Source organism: Mesorhizobium sp. M1066 (assembly GCF_040318635.1).
In the GTDB taxonomy this organism is placed as follows: Bacteria; Pseudomonadota; Alphaproteobacteria; order Rhizobiales; family Rhizobiaceae; genus Mesorhizobium.
Window position 1 is genome coordinate 19,715 of the sequence record NZ_JAMYMR010000049.1, and the last position, 16,069, is coordinate 35,783.

The 16,069-nt window shown below is 61.2% G+C and carries 12 protein-coding genes and 1 pseudogene; 10 read left to right on the forward strand and 3 right to left on the reverse strand.

The genetic code is table 11. The features are described from left to right. Nucleotides 1-100: 100 nt before the first annotated feature. The 7 genes and pseudogenes from NKH52_RS31790 to NKH52_RS31820 all read left to right on the forward strand — a co-directional run bounded on the left by NKH52_RS31790 (nt 101) and on the right by NKH52_RS31820 (nt 8,055). Complete coding sequence (locus tag NKH52_RS31790; RefSeq protein ID WP_127295791.1) at nt 101-931, forward strand: aspartyl/asparaginyl beta-hydroxylase domain-containing protein; 831 nt, start codon at nt 101-103, stop codon at nt 929-931. Between the two features lie 160 nt (nt 932-1,091). After that, entirely contained in the window at nt 1,092-2,750 is a 1,659-nt protein-coding gene (locus NKH52_RS31795; protein WP_352728819.1) for a hypothetical protein, read from the forward strand. Between the two features lie 75 nt (nt 2,751-2,825). Next, nucleotides 2,826-3,200, forward strand: coding sequence for a fluoride efflux transporter CrcB (gene crcB / locus NKH52_RS31800; protein ID WP_352728818.1), 375 nt, complete (start codon nt 2,826-2,828; stop codon nt 3,198-3,200). A gap of 62 nt (nt 3,201-3,262) precedes the next feature. Beyond that, on the forward strand, nt 3,263-4,243 hold the full coding sequence (locus tag NKH52_RS31805) for an RluA family pseudouridine synthase (protein ID WP_023812076.1): 981 nt from the start codon (nt 3,263-3,265) through the stop codon (nt 4,241-4,243). A 62-nt stretch (nt 4,244-4,305) separates the two neighbouring features. Further along, a pseudogene (locus tag NKH52_RS31810) lies at nt 4,306-5,177 on the forward strand (DMT family transporter). Between the two features lie 11 nt (nt 5,178-5,188). After that, nucleotides 5,189-5,980, forward strand: coding sequence for an ATP12 family chaperone protein (locus tag NKH52_RS31815; RefSeq protein ID WP_352728816.1), 792 nt, complete (start codon nt 5,189-5,191; stop codon nt 5,978-5,980). A gap of 188 nt (nt 5,981-6,168) precedes the next feature. Beyond that, nucleotides 6,169-8,055 (forward strand): MFS transporter, encoded by a 1,887-nt coding sequence (locus tag NKH52_RS31820; protein ID WP_352728814.1) that lies wholly within the window; start codon nt 6,169-6,171, stop codon nt 8,053-8,055. A 93-nt stretch (nt 8,056-8,148) separates the two neighbouring features. On the opposite strand, the gene NKH52_RS31825 is transcribed toward NKH52_RS31820, so the two are convergent. After that, complete coding sequence (locus NKH52_RS31825; RefSeq protein WP_352611724.1) at nt 8,149-8,346, reverse strand: DUF2735 domain-containing protein; 198 nt, start codon at nt 8,344-8,346, stop codon at nt 8,149-8,151. Nucleotides 8,347-8,662: 316 nt separating this feature from the next. On the opposite strand from NKH52_RS31825, the gene NKH52_RS31830 reads away from it, so the two are divergent. Continuing rightward, nucleotides 8,663-9,703 (forward strand): glutamine synthetase beta-grasp domain-containing protein, encoded by a 1,041-nt coding sequence (locus NKH52_RS31830; RefSeq protein ID WP_127260164.1) that lies wholly within the window; start codon nt 8,663-8,665, stop codon nt 9,701-9,703. 737 nt (nt 9,704-10,440) lie between these two features. Here NKH52_RS31830 and glnA read toward each other — a convergent pair. Next, the gene (gene glnA / locus NKH52_RS31835) at nt 10,441-11,850 is read right to left on the reverse strand and encodes a type I glutamate--ammonia ligase (protein ID WP_112395089.1); all 1,410 of its coding nucleotides are present in this window, start codon (nt 11,848-11,850) and stop codon (nt 10,441-10,443) included. Nucleotides 11,851-11,914: 64 nt separating this feature from the next. Continuing rightward, nucleotides 11,915-12,253, reverse strand: coding sequence for a P-II family nitrogen regulator (locus NKH52_RS31840; protein ID WP_006205430.1), 339 nt, complete (start codon nt 12,251-12,253; stop codon nt 11,915-11,917). 359 nt (nt 12,254-12,612) lie between these two features. On the opposite strand from NKH52_RS31840, the gene NKH52_RS31845 reads away from it, so the two are divergent. Both NKH52_RS31845 and NKH52_RS31850 read left to right on the forward strand, forming a co-directional pair. Beyond that, nucleotides 12,613-14,154: an NAD(P)H-hydrate dehydratase gene (locus NKH52_RS31845; protein WP_352728811.1), complete on the forward strand. Its 1,542-nt coding sequence runs from the start codon at nt 12,613-12,615 to the stop codon at nt 14,152-14,154. Next, on the forward strand, nt 14,155-16,069 hold a 1,915-nt coding region (locus NKH52_RS31850), incomplete at its 3' end, for a hypothetical protein (RefSeq protein WP_352968349.1).

The window sequence follows — 16,069 nt, forward strand, 5'->3', positions numbered from 1 at the left end:
GTAACCCAAAAAACCTTATCAAGGCGCACGGCCGGGCGGTGGCCGTTGCCTTGATTTGGGCACCTCATTCGCAACAGGATCGCGCTTCGCGCGTGGAAAAATGACAAAAACCCTTCGCAAATCCCTTCGCAAGTTCGCCATTGCCATCCCGCTTCTCGCCCTTGGCTTCTATTTCATTCCCATCCTGACGACGATCTTCATCATCTGCGGCCTGATCGACGTGCTGCGCAACGACCGCAAGGATCTGTCGCTGTTCTCAGGCTATTTTCTCGGCAACGGCCTGTTCACCTGGCTGCTTTCGCCGTTCAATCTGCTGGTCGACCTCTTGTGCTACAGAAATCCGGGCGTCTGGAAGCTGGAGCAGTTTCCCGCCGACTACCAGCGCGAGGTCAACGAGGTCCTGGACATCTTCAAAGCGCGCAAGGATGAGATCATTGCCGACATCGACGCCAATTTCGGCGCCGGCCGGCGCGGCATGTATGTCTACCAGTGGTACGGCAAGCACAGGATCGATAATGTCGCCGAGTTCAACAAGGATTTCAAATACATCAAGACCATAGCCGTTTCCGTCTTCAGCAAGCGCGAATCGACGTCCTGGCATTTCGGCCCGCTGCGGCTCAGCCTGCGCATTCTCTACAATCTGATCCCGGTGAAGTCGGAGATTTTCGTCGAATGCGGGAACGTCAAGAATTACTGGTACGACAATCCGCTGTTCATATTCGACGACACGCTGCTGCATCGCTCGGTCAACGAGTATGACGGCCGCCGCTACTGCGTGTTCATGGACATCATCCGTCCGTCTCCGGTTCCCCGCCTCATCGCGGGCATGCTCGCCATCGTCTCGGTCAGTGTCGAGCGCATCAATTCCATGTTCTACAAGAACTGGAAGATGATCGGTTCGACCAAGCCGAAAAATGCCGGGACGACCTGAGCTTTAGAAAACCGGCGCTGCGGGCGGCATTTGGGTGCTCCGCATGTGAGATTTGGCCCATCCTTGTGGCCGCTCATGCGCCGGAACGGCTCCTGGCTGCATGAACGGCGGCCCCGGGCTGACTTTGACAGTTCTGCCTCTCTCCTCCTGGCGGCTTCAAGTGACGAAGAACAGATCTCTCGGATTTTGGGCAACGACCTATGTGTGCACCGCTCTGCTGGGAGTTGCTCTTGCTCTCACCTATGTAGGGCTTGAACAGCCTGTCTATTACTGGGACTTCGCTGCCTATTTCGACACGTTCAGCCGGCAAGGCACGCTCTTGGTTCAAAGCCCTCTCGAATGGCTCAGCCACCTGAGAACCTCGATAGCCACGGATGACTACAGTGCGGCGATCCTGGTGCCGCTGATGCCGTTTCACATCATTTTTGGCGATTCGAGGTTTTCCTACATCGCCGGAACAGTCGCTGTTTATCTGGTCCCGACCGCTCTTCTCATCGGCAGAATAAGCTATCTGGAGGCGGCGACCGGAACATCTTCATGCCGAAGCTGGCTCACCGTATGGATTGCGGCCTTTCTCTACACGCCCTTCTGGGCGGCGACGCTCCGTGGGTTGCCTGACATTGCCGGCTGTCTCGCGCTTTGCGCGGCAACCTATTTTCTCTGGAAATCGAGGTTCCTGACCCATGAACCGGTGATCAGCGGAATACGTGTCGGCGTATGCCTGTGGTTGGCATTCGTGCTGCGCCGCTGGTACGCCTATCCCGTCATCGGGGTCGGAATTTCCGCAGCCTTCTTCTGTTTTCTGCAGGTCGCGAAAGACCGGGACTTTCCGGCACTCCGCAATGCCGCCGTCGGGAGCCTGTGTGCGATCCTCGTGGTTGTCGGAGCCGCGCTGACCTTCCAGCAATCCTTGATCCTCAAGATACTGGGAACCAGCTATGGCGATCTTTACAGCGGATACAAGACGGACTTCGTTTCGCAGATTGTCCAGGTGGGATCCCGGCTCAGCTATGTGAACTGGCTGTTGATCCTATTTGGCCTTTACATCTCCATCATACGCCGAAACAGATTTTCCCTGTTCTGTGCCGTTGCTTCGGCACTCACCTTCGTCCTCTTCACTCGCATGCAGGATCCGGATCGCCATCATTCGGTGCCAATGTTTCTTTGGCTCTTTCCTGCCTACGCCCAGGCAATCGTTGCGATCGTTTCGATGCCGGCACTGAGATCGCGATGGTCGAACGCCGCGATAGCCGTTGCCGCCGGGCTGGCGTTTTTCGGTACTTTTTTCCCGACTGGCCGCCAGATGCTGTCACCGATCAGCTACGTCTTTGCCAGGGAAGCCACGCTCCCGCTGCACCTCGACAATCTTCCAGAATACAGGCGCCTTATCCATGACCTTCTTGGAAAGATGGGACCTGAGGACCGGTTGTCGGTATTTGCATCCAGCGGGATGATGAGCGATTCATTGCTGTATGAAATGGACAAGGACCTTTACCCTCGCATCGAGTGGGCTTGTCAGGTCGATAGTCGCGATCGGTTCAGACCGGCGACGTTGAAGTCCAAATACGTTGTCGTGACCGACCCGCCCGTTATCCATCTGCAGCCGGGCGCGCAGCTCTGCGTCTCGATACCGGACCAATACATTGTCGAGGGCAAAGGCATCGGCGCAGCATACAGGCGCACCGCGGCGTACCAGCTGTCCGGCGACGTCAAGGGCTACCTCTACGAACAGGTGCGCCCAATCGGCAAAACGGAGATCGATGACCTCTATAACGAGTTCAGGAAAAAATATCCGGGATGGGCAACGCCTGAGTGGTGACGAGCTCGGCTGATCCGGCGGTTGCGCCCACAGCGAGGGATTGACCGGGCAGCCCTGTGGGGGCAGTAAACGGTCATGTTCAATCTGCTTCTTGTCGTGGTCGGTGGCGGCATCGGTGCCGGAATTCGTCACCTCACCAACATCGGCGCGTTGCGCCTTGTCGGCCCAAACTATCCCTGGGGCACGATGGCCATCAACGTCATCGGCTCCTTCGCCATGGGGCTGTTCATCGCCTCCATGATGCGCCGTGGCGGATCGAACGAGGTCAGGCTGTTCGTTGCTACCGGCATTCTTGGCGGCTTCACCACCTTCTCCGCCTTTTCGCTCGATTTCGCGACGCTGTGGGAGCGGGGAGCCACGCTGCCTGCACTGGCTTATGCCCTTGCCAGCGTCATTGGCGCCATTATCGCCCTGTTTCTGGGACTTTGGCTCGCAAGAAGCCTGCCTTAGTGCTATTGCCGCGCCAAGAACAGGCCGAGCTTCGCTCGGGAAACGGATAAGCGACAAAAAAAATGGCAGGCGTTGAACAGATCACGGTGGAGGCCGGCGAGGCGGGCATGCGGCTCGACCGCTGGTTCAAGACCCATTTCCCGGGCCTTGGTTTCGGCCATTTGCAGAAGCTTCTGCGCTCCGGCCAGATCCGTGTCGACGGCGGTCGGGTCAAGGCGGACACCCGTGTCGAGCCCGGCCAGATGGTTCGCGTCCCACCGCTCGAGGTCGACAAGAAGGGCGAGAGTGCGCTGACCGGCCACTCGATCCGCAACCAGGGCGATGCCGATGTTCTCGCCAAGATGCTGATCCATGAAGACCCTAAGGTTTTCGTCTTCAACAAGCCGGCTGGCCTTGCGGTGCAGGGTGGCTCGGGCGTCACCCGCAATGTCGACGACATGCTGGAGGCCTGGCGCAACCAGAAGGGCGAGAAGCCCAGGCTGGTTCACAGGCTCGACCGCGACACCTCGGGCGTGCTGGTCGTCGCCCGCAGCCGGCTGGCCGCCATGAAGCTCTCGGAAGCGTTTCGCGCCCGCGAGACCAAGAAGACCTATTGGGCGCTGGTCAAGGGCGTGCCGCCCAAGCGCGAGGACAAGATCTCGACCTGGCTGATCAAGGAGCCGACGCCGGACGGTGACCGCGTGCGTGTCGCCGCGCACGGCGAAAAGGGCGCCGACCACGCCGTGTCCTACTACCGCATCATCGAGCAGGCGGCGCAGACGATGACCTGGCTGGAGATGGAGCCTTATACGGGCCGCACCCACCAGCTTCGCGTTCATGCCGCCCACATCGGCTGTCCGATCCTGGGCGATCCGAAATATTTCGAGGCCGACACCAACTGGGACTTTCCCGGCGGCATTCAAAACCGCCTGCATCTGCATGCGCGCCGCATCATCATTCCGCATCCCGACAAGGGCGTCATCGATGTCACCGCGCCAATGCCGCCGCACATGCGACAGAGCTGGAACCTGATCGGCTTCGACGACGCCAGCGCGGAGGACTGATCGTGAGCGGCGCCACCGACGGGCTCGCCACCGATACGCTTGATCGCCGCGACACGGTCGACATGGCCGCCGCCGCCATCATGGTCGGGCTGACCTTTTCCTGGGGGCTGAATTACGTCGCCGCCAAGATCTCCTACGCTGGCTATGATCCGGTTTTCCTATCGATCGCGCGCTCGATCATCGGCGGCCTGTGTGTCTTTGCCTGGTGCCGGTGGCGCGGCATCGCGCTTTTCACGCGCGACGGGACCTTGCTCGCCGGCATCGCGGTGGGCGCGCTTTTCGGCATCGAGTTCCTTTGCCTTTATGTCGGCCTGGAGCATACGACCGTTGCCCGCAACACGCTGCTGGTCAACACGATGCCGTTCTGGATGCTGCTCGGCGGCCATTTCCTCCTCGGCGAGCAGATCACGTTGAGAAAATTCCTCGGCCTGCTGCTGGCGTTTGCCGGTCTTGCCGCAGTGTTTTCCGACAAGCTCGGCGGCGGCGGAGACATGCTGTTCGGCGATCTGCTGAGCCTCGGCTCCGGATTCTTCTGGGCTTTGACCAACATCCTCATCAAGCGGTCGAAGCTGGTCGAGGCGAACGCCGAGAAGCTTCTGCTTTACCAGCTCGCCGGGGCAGCGATCGTAGGCGTCTTGGTGCTGCCTCTCGCCGGCCCGGCCGTTCGCGATCCGACCGTGCTGCCGACTTTGGCGCTGCTTTTCCAGGCTGTCTACATCGTCGCCTTCACCTATGTGCTGTGTTCTGGCTGCTGCGGCGCTATCCGGCATCAGGCCTGTCCAGTTTCACCTTCCTGTCGCCGGTTTTCGGCGTTTTGTGCGGCGCCATGTTCTTGAATGAGCCGCTGACCATGCGCATTTTCCTGGCACTTGGCCCGATTGCCGCCGGCCTGATCATCGTCAACCGGCCGGCGCGCAAGCTGACGCCGGTGTAAGAGAGACCTTCATGCGTGATATCCTCAACGACCTCGAAGCGGGCAAATATCTTTCCCATCCCGATCCGGTGCGTCGCGCCCAGATCCAGATGAAGACGCATCTGCCGAAGCGCTTCTACAAGGCCGCCTCTGTCGCACCTGTCGACAATGGCTTTGCCGTGCATCTCGACGGCAAGCCGGTGCGCACCCCGGGCAAGGCGCTGCTGGCGCTGCCTACCGAGGCAGCAGCAGTGCTTGTCGCCGCCGAATTCGCCGCCCAAAGCGAGACCATCGATCCGGTGACCATGCCGGTGATGCGTCTCGTCAACACCGCCATCGACGGTGTCGCCAGCGACCCGCAGGCGGTGCTGGAGGATATCCTGCGCTTTGCCTCATCCGATCTGCTCTGCTATCGCGCCGACGCACCGCAAGGGCTGGTGGAGCGGCAGAGCCAGCATTGGGACCCGGTTCTCGATTGGGCACGCGGCAGCCTCGGGGCAAGGTTCAATCTCGCCGAGAGCATCATCCATGTCGAGCAGCCGCGTGAAACCATCGCCGTGCTGGGCAGCCATCTTGCCCAGCGAACAGAGCCGCTGCGGCTCGCCGCCATCCATGTGATGACGTCGCTGACCGGTTCGGCTTTGCTGGCGCTGGCTGTCGATTTCGGCGAACTCGATGCCGATTCTGCCTGGGCCGCTGCCCATGTCGACGAGGACTGGCAGATCGAGCATTGGGGGCAGGATGCGGAGGCCGTTGCCCGCCGAGCGGCTCGCAAGCGCGACATGATGGCTGCTGTCGGCCTGCTGCAAGCGCTCAAGGGCTAGGGTTTCCCGCTCGCCCGGTTTCATCCCGCAGCGCACCTAATACCAAAGTCATAATCCCAAAGACGCGCTGCCTTTGGCGGCTGCTTTCTGTCATTTTTTCCGTGATGGCTGTCTTGAGTCCGCGTTCGGAGGAGAACACGGACGTTGACGCGCAGCATCGAGAACGGGTCTCACGGGAGGATAACGCAATGGCAATAGCATCGACCGCCGGCGGAGCAAGCCGCGGCATGACGCGGGAGGAGAAGAAAGTCATCTTCGCTTCCTCGCTCGGCGCGGTTTTCGAATGGTACGATTTCTATCTCTACGGAGCGTTGGCCGGCGCGATCGGGCTGACCTTCTTCAACTCGTTTCCCGAAAACACGCGCTACATCTTCACGCTGCTGGTTTTCGCGGCAGGCTTCATCGTTCGCCCGTTCGGCGCGCTGGTGTTCGGCCGCATTGGCGATCTCGTCGGCCGAAAATACACATTCCTTGTCACCATCATGATCATGGGCCTGTCGACCTTCCTGGTCGGCCTGCTTCCCGGTTCGGAGAGCTGGGGCATTGCAGCGCCCATCCTGCTGATTGCGCTGCGCATGCTGCAGGGCCTGGCGCTTGGCGGTGAGTATGGCGGTGCTGCGACCTATGTCGCCGAGCATGCTCCCGACGACCGTCGCGGCTTTTATACGTCGTGGATCCAAACGACGGCGACCCTTGGCCTTTTCCTGTCGCTGGTCATAATCCTGCTTGTGCAGAATTCGCTGAGCAAAGAGGATTTCGCGGCCTGGGGCTGGCGCATTCCATTCTTGCTCTCGGCCGTTCTCCTCGGCGTATCGGTCTGGATTCGCCTGTCGCTTTCGGAATCGCCGACCTTCAAGCGCATGAAGGAAGAGGGCAAGGGTTCCAAGGCGCCTTTGAAGGAAGCCTTCGGTCAATGGAAGAATGCCAAGATCGCCATCCTGGCGTTGTTCGGCCTCACCGCCGGTCAGGCCGTCGTCTGGTACAACGGCCAGTTCTACGCGCTGTTCTTCCTGGCCAATGTGCTCAAGGTCGATGCCCAATCGGTCAATATCATGATCGCCATCGCGCTGGCGCTCGGCACCGGCTTCTTCGTCTTCTTCGGCTGGCTGTCCGACAAGATCGGCCGCAAGCCGATCATCATGGCCGGCCTTGCGCTGGCGATCGTCACCACCTTCCCGTTGTTCAAGGCGCTGACCTGGGCCGCAAACCCGGCACTCGCCACCGCCCAGCAGGACACGCGTGCCACGGTGACCGCAGCGCCGGGAGATTGCGGGTTCCAGTTCAATCCGACCGGAACACGTGTACCCACGACGTCGTGTGACATTGCAACCGATTTCCTTGCCAAGAACTCGGTGCCTTATGACATCGTCTCGACGGCGTCAGCGGGTACCGCGGCCAGTGTCAAGATCGGTAGCGAGACCGTGACGTCCTATGACGCCGCGGCCGCTGGGGACAAGAAGGCCGCAAGCGACGCTGCTTTCAAGAAGGCGATCAACCTTTCCCTTCAGGATGGCGGCTACCCGCTGAAGCGCGCTGCTGCCAAGGTCGCCGACCAGAAGCTCGACGCCTTTGTCGCGGCCAATCCCGAACTGAAGCTCGACGCGGCAGCCATCCGCGCCGGCGAAAAGACCGCGATCCCGACCGAGCAGGCAATCAAGGACAAGGTGCTGACGAAGGATGAAGCCGCCGGCGCCACTGAGGTGACCGTCTACAGCGTTCCGGCAGCGGGCGCGTTCGCGATGTTTGCCGACCCCGCGCAGGTCAACTGGTCAAAGGTCATCGGCATCCTGTTCATCCTGGTCCTCTACGTGACCATGGTCTACGGGCCGATCGCGGCGATCCTGGTCGAGATGTTCCCGACCCGCATCCGCTACAGCGGCATGTCGTTGCCCTATCACATAGGCAATGGCTGGTTCGGCGGCCTGCTGCCCGCGATTGTGTTCGCGTTCAGCGCCTACAAGGGCGATATCTACTATGGCCTGTGGTATCCGGTGGTGATTGCGGCGATGACGCTGATCATCGGCATGATCTTCGTCAAGGATACGCTCGGCACCGACCTGCACGCCAAGGAGTAGCCGGCACAACACCTTGAAAAAGCCCGGCGCGAGCGATCGCGCCGGGCTTTTGCTTTCAGGCTATCCGTTGACGAGGGCTGCTGCCCCTCTGTGTCAGATCTTGCGGCCCCGGGCCTCATCCTCGATGGCTGCCTCATGGTACCAGCCGTCGCCGAAGTCTGCGCGGGCACCACGCAGCGAGGCAAGCTCTGCCGCAAACTTAGCCCTTCCGCTTAAATTTGAGGCAGAGAGACGCGCTGCCGCCGGGAACATCAGAATTTTGGCCGACGGTCGTGTGGAAATGATTTCCATGCCGGGTTCCTTTCTTCCGCCGAACCCTTTTCGATTCAACTTGGCCCGAAGATAAGGTCTGCAATCAAGTTAGGCAATATGCCTATCAAAAGATCAGTATTTGCACACTGTTTGTGCAAAGAACGATTGTGATGGATCCGAGCGCATTGCTTAGGCGCTCACCGAGTTTCGAGCGGATGCCGCGTCAATTTTGCCGCACCCTCCGGACCAAGAATGGCACACGAATTGCATTTTAGGTGTGCGGCAGGCCGGCTGCTGACGGCCGACGCATGTCGACGCCGTTCAGTGTTCGGTGATCAAGCAACGAGAGGCTAGAATGACGAAATACAAGCTCGAGTATATCTGGCTCGATGGATATACCCCGGTCCCCAACCTTCGCGGCAAGACGCAGATCAAGGAATTCGCCGAATTCCCTGATCTTGAGCAGCTGCCGCTGTGGGGCTTCGATGGTTCCTCGACCCAGCAGGCCGAAGGGCACAGCTCCGATTGCGTGCTGAAGCCGGTTGCGGTCTATCCGGATCCCGCCCGCACCAACGGCGTGCTGGTCATGTGCGAAGTCATGATGCCCGATGGCGTCACGCCGCATGCCTCCAACAAGCGCGCCACCATCCTCGATGACGAGGGCGCCTGGTTCGGCTTCGAGCAGGAATATTTCTTCTACAAGGACGGCCGCCCGCTCGGCTTCCCCGAGAGCGGCTATCCCGCACCCCAGGGCCCGTACTACACCGGCGTCGGCTACTCCAATGTCGGCTCCGTTGCGCGCCAGATCGTCGAGGAGCATCTCGACCTCTGCCTCGCCGCCGGCATCAACCACGAAGGCATCAACGCCGAAGTTGCCAAGGGCCAGTGGGAATTCCAGATTTTCGGCAAGGGCTCCAAGAAAGCCGCCGACCAGATGTGGATGGCCCGCTATTTGATGCAGCGCCTGACCGAGAAGTACGGCATCGACATTGAATACCACTGCAAGCCGCTCGGCGACACCGACTGGAACGGCTCGGGCATGCACGCCAACTTCTCGACCGCCTATATGCGCGAAGTCGGCGGCAAGGCCTATTTCGAAGCGCTGATGGCGGCCTTCGACAAGAACCTGATGGATCACATCGCCGTCTACGGCCCGGACAACGACAAGCGTTTGACCGGCAAGCACGAGACCGCGCCGTGGAACCGGTTCAGCTATGGCATTGCCGACCGTGGCGCCTCGATCCGCGTGCCGCATTCCTTCATCAAGAGCGACTACAAGGGTTATCTGGAAGACCGCCGTCCGAACTCGCAGGGCGATCCCTACCAGATCGCCTCGCAGATCCTGAAGACGATCGCCTCGGTTCCGGCAAGCGCCCAGGTTTCGGCCGCCGCGTAAGCGTTTCGGACTGCATGACAAGAAGACCCCGGCGTTTCGCGCCGGGGTTCTTTTTTGGCCGTTACCCGGCTGACGGCATTCCTGGGAAAACATACCCAGAAAAAGTCAGGGAATTCACGCGGTCGCAAATCGCCCGGGAGTTCTGGCCGCAGCCATGTGAGCCTCCGGCGATCACTCGCTATAAAGCCCGGAAAAGCGCCTTTTTCAGCCCTTACTCCGGGGCAATGGACCTTCCATAAGCATCTGTTCATACAGCAGAATCGGTCATTCGCGGCCCGGCTTGCGACGTTGACAGATCACGCTACGGCATGCGTATTCGCAGGCCTTGGGGTTACGTCACGCAATGCTGTTCGGACGGGCGGGGTTTTCTTGAACGGCGGCATTGGCGTGGGCGCCGGACGAGCGGTCACTGTAGCCTGAGACAGTGCTCCGCTCGCTCCTGGCTCCGACGCTGGCGACCGAGCGGCCTCCCTTGCTCATTTACTGAACACCGTCGAGTTGTCATTGAAGTCACCGGACCGACGCGCTTAGGCCGGCCGCTCCGATGGACCGTGGGTCCAAGAATCCAGGCATCGTATGATCATCGAAGACGAAAGGCGGATACGGCTGCCCATGCACGGCTGCCGCATGCGAGACATGCTGGCTATTCCTGTCGGAGCCCAGCAAAAAGCCCTTGAAAGAGGGAGGTCTTTCAAGGGCTTGAGCATTCCAGCTAATCTTGGACTGAGATTGAAATCTCAGACTGAGTAATACATGTCGTATTCGACCGGATGCGGGGTCATTTCGAAGCGCATCACTTCGGCCATCTTCAGCTCGATGTAGCTGTCGATCTGGTCGTCATCGAAGACGCCGCCTGCTTTCAGGAAGCCGCGGTCCTTGTCTAGGCTTTGCAGGGCTTCGCGCAGCGAGCCGCAGACGGTCGGGATCTTCTTCAACTCCTTCGGCGGCAGGTCGTAGAGATCCTTGTCCATCGGCTGGCCGGGATGGATCTTGTTCTTGATACCGTCGAGGCCGGCCATCAGCAGCGCGGAGAAGGCGAGGTAGGGATTCGCGCCCGGATCGGGGAAGCGGACCTCGACGCGCTTGGCCTTCGGCGACGAGCCGAACGGGATACGGCAGGAGGCCGAGCGGTTGCGCGCCGAATAGGCGAGCAGAACCGGCGCTTCGTAACCCGGCACCAGGCGCTTATAGGAATTGGTCAGCGGGTTGGTGAAGGCGTTGATCGCCTTGGCATGCTTGATGACGCCGCCGATGAAGAACAGACAGCTTTCCGACAGACCGGCATATTCATTGCCGGCGAAGGTCGGCTTGCCGTTCTTCCAGATCGACATGTGGACGTGCATGCCCGAGCCGTTGTCGCCGAAGATGGGCTTCGGCATGAAGGTGGCCGTCTTGCCATAGGCGTTGGCGACCTGGTGGACGACATATTTGTAGATCAGCATCTTGTCGGCGTTGCGCACCAGTGCGTCGAACTTGATGCCGAGTTCGTGCTGGGCCGCCGCCACCTCATGGTGATGCTTTTCGACGCGCACGCCCATCTCGGCGAGCACGGTCAGCATTTCCGAGCGCATGTCCTGCGCGCTGTCGATCGGCGGCACCGGGAAGTAGCCGCCCTTGACGCGCGGACGGTGGCCGAGATTGCCGGTCTCGTAGTCGGTGTCGTCGTTCGACGGCAGTTCCGTGGAGTCGAGCTTGAAACCGGTGTTGTAGGGGTCGGCCTTGTACTTCACGTCGTCGAAGACGAAGAATTCGGCTTCCGGGCCGACATAGATGGTGTCGCCGATGCCTTCGGCCTTCATGTAGGCCTCGGCCTTCTTGGCCGTGCCGCGCGGATCGCGGTTGTAGGATTCACCCGAAACCGGATCGAGGATATCGCACAGGATGACCATGGTCGACTGGGCGAAGAACGGGTCCATGTGAACCGTGTCCGGATCGGGCATCAGCACCATGTCGGACTCGTTGATGGCCTTCCAGCCGGCAATCGAAGAGCCGTCGAACATCACGCCGTCGGCGAACATGTCTTCCTCGACCTCGATGACATCCATCGTCACGTGCTGCAGCTTGCCCTTCGGGTCTGTGAAGCGCAGGTCGACGAATTTCACGTCGTTGTCCTTGATCTGCTTCATGATGTCTTTGGCTGTCGTCATGTCATGTATCCCTGTGTGATGACGTTTTTTGATGATGACGTTTTCAGGAGGAGGGCCGGTCAGGTCAGACCGCGTCCATGCCCGTTTCGCCGGTGCGTATCCGCACGACTTCCTCGATGTTGGAAACGAAGATCTTGCCGTCACCGATGCGGCCCGTCTGGGCCGCCTTGCGGATGGCCTCAATGGCGCCTTCGACCGCGTCGTCGCCAAGCACGACCTCGATCTTCACCTTGGGCAGGAAATCGACGACATATTCGGCGCCGCGATAGAGTTCGGTGTGGCCCTTCTGACGACCGAAGCCTTTTGCCTCGGTGACTGTGATGCCTTGCAGTCCGGCTTCCTGAAGCGCTTCCTTCACTTCGTCCAGCTTGAATGGCTTGATGATCGCTTCGATCTTTTTCATGTAAAAAGTGGCCTCCACTGCCAAAAAACCGGGTTGTGACCCCCCGCTTGCGCCTCCATCAAGCACGAACTGTGCCAATTCAGCGGATTCGAAGCGGTCTCATAAGATTTCAAAGCCGCGCCGCACCGGGATGCAAATTCGCGTCATTCGCTGCACCGGATGCGGGCATGGGCTGCCAGACCCTACACAGCGCCAGCACCCAAGTCCGCACAAAAATCAGGCATATCGCCTATCCCTCAGGCAATTTTCTGCCCGCGATGCCTTCGTGCCGACGTTATGGCCGCAGATCTCGGCAACTCCCCCTTGTTTGCTTCGGATCGAAATTGGACAATGCTTGATCGCATGCGGATCGGCAATCCATGAGCAACGAACTTCTTGTCCCCGCCGAAATGAGCGCGGCCGACCGGCTGACGATTGCCGCCGGTCCAGCCGACGGCATCGGCCTGATGCGGCGCGCGGGCGAAGCGGTCGCGGCCGAGGTTCTCAAGCGTTATCCTGCAGCGACGCATGTCCATGTGCTGTGCGGGCCCGGCAACAATGGCGGCGATGGCTATGTCGTCGCCCGCATCCTGGCCGCCAGCGGCGTCGGCACAACGATCTGGTCATCCGGAGCGCCGAGGCCGGAAAGCGATGCGGCGCTCGCCGCCGCGGAATCCCTGATCAAGTCCCGGCCGCTGTCTGATTTCGACGCCGAGTTCGGCTCGATCGTGATCGACGCGCTCTATGGGGCAGGACTGTCCAAGCCGCTGTCCGGCGATGCCGCGAAAGCTGTCGATACCGTGACAGCCCTGCGCCTGCCTGTGGTCGCGATCGACCTGCCGTCCGGCGTTTCAGGTGCCAGCGGTGAAATATTGGGCAGGGCGTTTCGCGCCGAACTCACCGTTACCTTCGCGCGGAAAAAGCCCGGCCACCTGCTGCTGCCGGGGCGCGGGCAATGCGGTGAAATCGTGCTCGCCGATATCGGCATTGATGACGGCATCATCGCCCAGCTGGCTGTCTCGACCTTCGAGAATGTGCCGGACCTGTGGTTGCGGGAATTTCCCCTGCCGGCGGTCGATGCGCACAAATACAAGCGCGGCCATGTCGGCGTCTTTTCCGGCGGCCCGAGTGCTACCGGCGCGGCGCGGCTGTCGGCGATGGCCGCCGCGAGAAGCGGTGCAGGGGCGGTCACCGTGCTGTCGCCTGGCAATGCCATGCAGGTGAATGCGACACACCTCACCTCGATCATGCTGCGAGAGGCAGGCTCGCTCGAAGAGGTGCAGGAGTTCCTCGCCGCGCGGCATCCCGAGGCGCTTGTGTTCGGACCGGGGCTCGGGCCAAAGCCCAAGGTCGGCGATTTCGCCCTGCAACTGATCAAGGCTTTGGCAGATGGTGCACGCGACGAGGCGACCGCGAGCCACGCCTGTGCGATCGTTCTTGATGCCGATGCCATCACCTCTCTGGCCCACCAGCCGCAGTCGCTGTTCGAAGCCGCCCGTCACCTGAACGCGCCAGCGTTGGTGATCACGCCGCATGAGGGTGAATTCGGCCGCTTGTTCCCAGATATCGCCGGGGACAAAACCCTGTCGAAATTGGACAAGGCGCGGGCGGCCGCAGCGCGGGCCAATGCCGTCATCGTCTACAAGGGCGCCGACACGGTCATAGCAGCGCCCGATGGCAAAGCGGCGATCAACTCCAACGGTGCACCGTGGCTGGCCACAGCAGGGTCAGGCGACGTGCTGTCGGGCATCATTGCCGGTTTGCTCGCACAAGGCATGCCGCCCTTCGAGGGCACCTGCGCGGCGGTGTGGCTGCATGCCGAAGCCGGCAGCCGGTTCGGACCCGGCTTGATCGCCGAGGATCTGCCGCTGGCGCTGCTGCCGGTGTTGCGCGAACTCTTCGACGCGCGAAAGGCTGCCTGAATGAGCCGTGCGCTCGCTCTGTTGCTTGCCACCCTAATCGCTGTCTTCATGGCCCCGACGGCGCGCGCCGAAGGTCCTGTGACCGTCGTCGACAATCCGGCGGTGCTCGCCGCGCTCGATGCCAAGGGTTTCGGTTTCGCCGATGTTTTCGGGGTCGACGGCGAGGACGGCCTGAAGACGCTTTACGACGAGGCGCCGGCCTATCACGCCATCGTCGAAACGGTTGCTTCTGATGTCGCGGCCCTGAGGGCCGAGATGAAGGCCGGCGGGCGGCCGCTCTACGAGATAACCGACGGCAATGTCGGCCGCATCATGGACATGCGCTGGCTGAAGACCGATGCCGCGCGCCTCCGGTTGGTCGGCATCGTCAACCGGCTCGATCGTCGCGACTTCGCAGTGCTGCAGGGCGACAAGAGCTGCGGCGAGGTGCGCTTCATCTACCGCTTGGCCTACAGCTTTCGCAAGAACGGCAAGCTGCTGGCGTCGCGCCTGCCGTTCAATTTCAATGCCGTCTACAGCGCGGTGCCTGATGTCGACGGCGGCTGCGTCGGCGTTGCCGGGCGCTGGACACCACAGCTTGACGAGAGCGTCGATGCCGGCTGGCTGACCGGTGGACCGCTGGAGAAAGCCGGGCTGACCTTCAAGCAGCTGGAGCTCAACGCACAGGTGGTGCGCTTTCCCTCCGGCCAGGAAACCGAGTTTGGCGGCCAGGCCGCCTATCTCATGCGGATATTCGGCATCGATGGGGCTGATATCAGCGAGAAGCCGTTGGAGAACACGCCCGACACCGCGCGGCTCTCGCAAGACGTGGCGCTGAAAGCACGGCTCGCCGCCTATGTCGGCGCCAACCTGCCGGCGGTCGATGAAGGCGTCTATGAAATCCCCGACGAGTTCCTGGCCAGGAAAATCATCTCGTGGTCGACCTTCGGCAGCGCGCGGCAGGCCAATCATCCGTTTACGCAATTATACCGACCCGAGGAATTCGCATCGCTCGACTATTCCAAGCTGAAACTGCTGCGCACGCCGGAAGCGCTGGTCGAGCGGCTGGACAATGGCGCCTGCCAGGGTTGCCACCAGGCCGGTTCCACCGCCGGTTTCCATTTCATCGGCTTCGACGACAAGACGACATCGCCGCTCAACCGCATCGAGGTCGGCATCTCGCCGCATCTTCATGCCGAGATCCCGCGCCGCCAGGCGTGGCTGCGGGCCACGGCCGCGGGCAAGCAGCCGAACCACTTCCGTCCGCTCTCCTTTGCGCCGCCGGCGGTCTGGACGAACGCCGGCGCGGTCGATTACGCGCCGGCGGAGATGGCCATGCCGTGCCTGATGCCGGAAGATGCGACCCGCTTAGGCGCGACCTGGCAGTGCAGCAGTGATACCATCTGCACGCCGCTGGCCACCGCTTCGGGCGTGCACACGAAACTGGCGCAATGCCTGCTGCCCAAGGACAGCGAAAAAATGTTTTCCGGCCATCCCTGCCTGACCGGCTCGATCGCCAGCAACGCGGCGCAGCCTTTCAACGACCGCTACAGCAGATTGGGGCAGTTCGCGGCCTTCGCCCTGGATGTCTCGCGCACCGCTTACACCTGCCGGCCGCCGAAGATCGGCGTGCCGGGCGGCATCGCCTATCGCGGCTGTGACGACAAGGACCGTGCTTTCGCGGCCTTCAAAGCCGGCAAGCCGATGCCGAACGAAATCTGCGGCCTCGTCGGCGGCAAGAAATTCGACATCTGCGTGGCCACCAACAATTTCGACCAATGTCTCGGCGGCGCCGTCAATCGCGGCAACCGGCCGGCGTGTTCGGCCGATCATTTCTGCCGCGAGGACTATATGTGCCAGTCGCTGCCGCCGGACACGCCGGGCATCGGCAAGGTGAAAGGCATCGGCTTCTGCTCGCCGACCTATTTCATCTTCC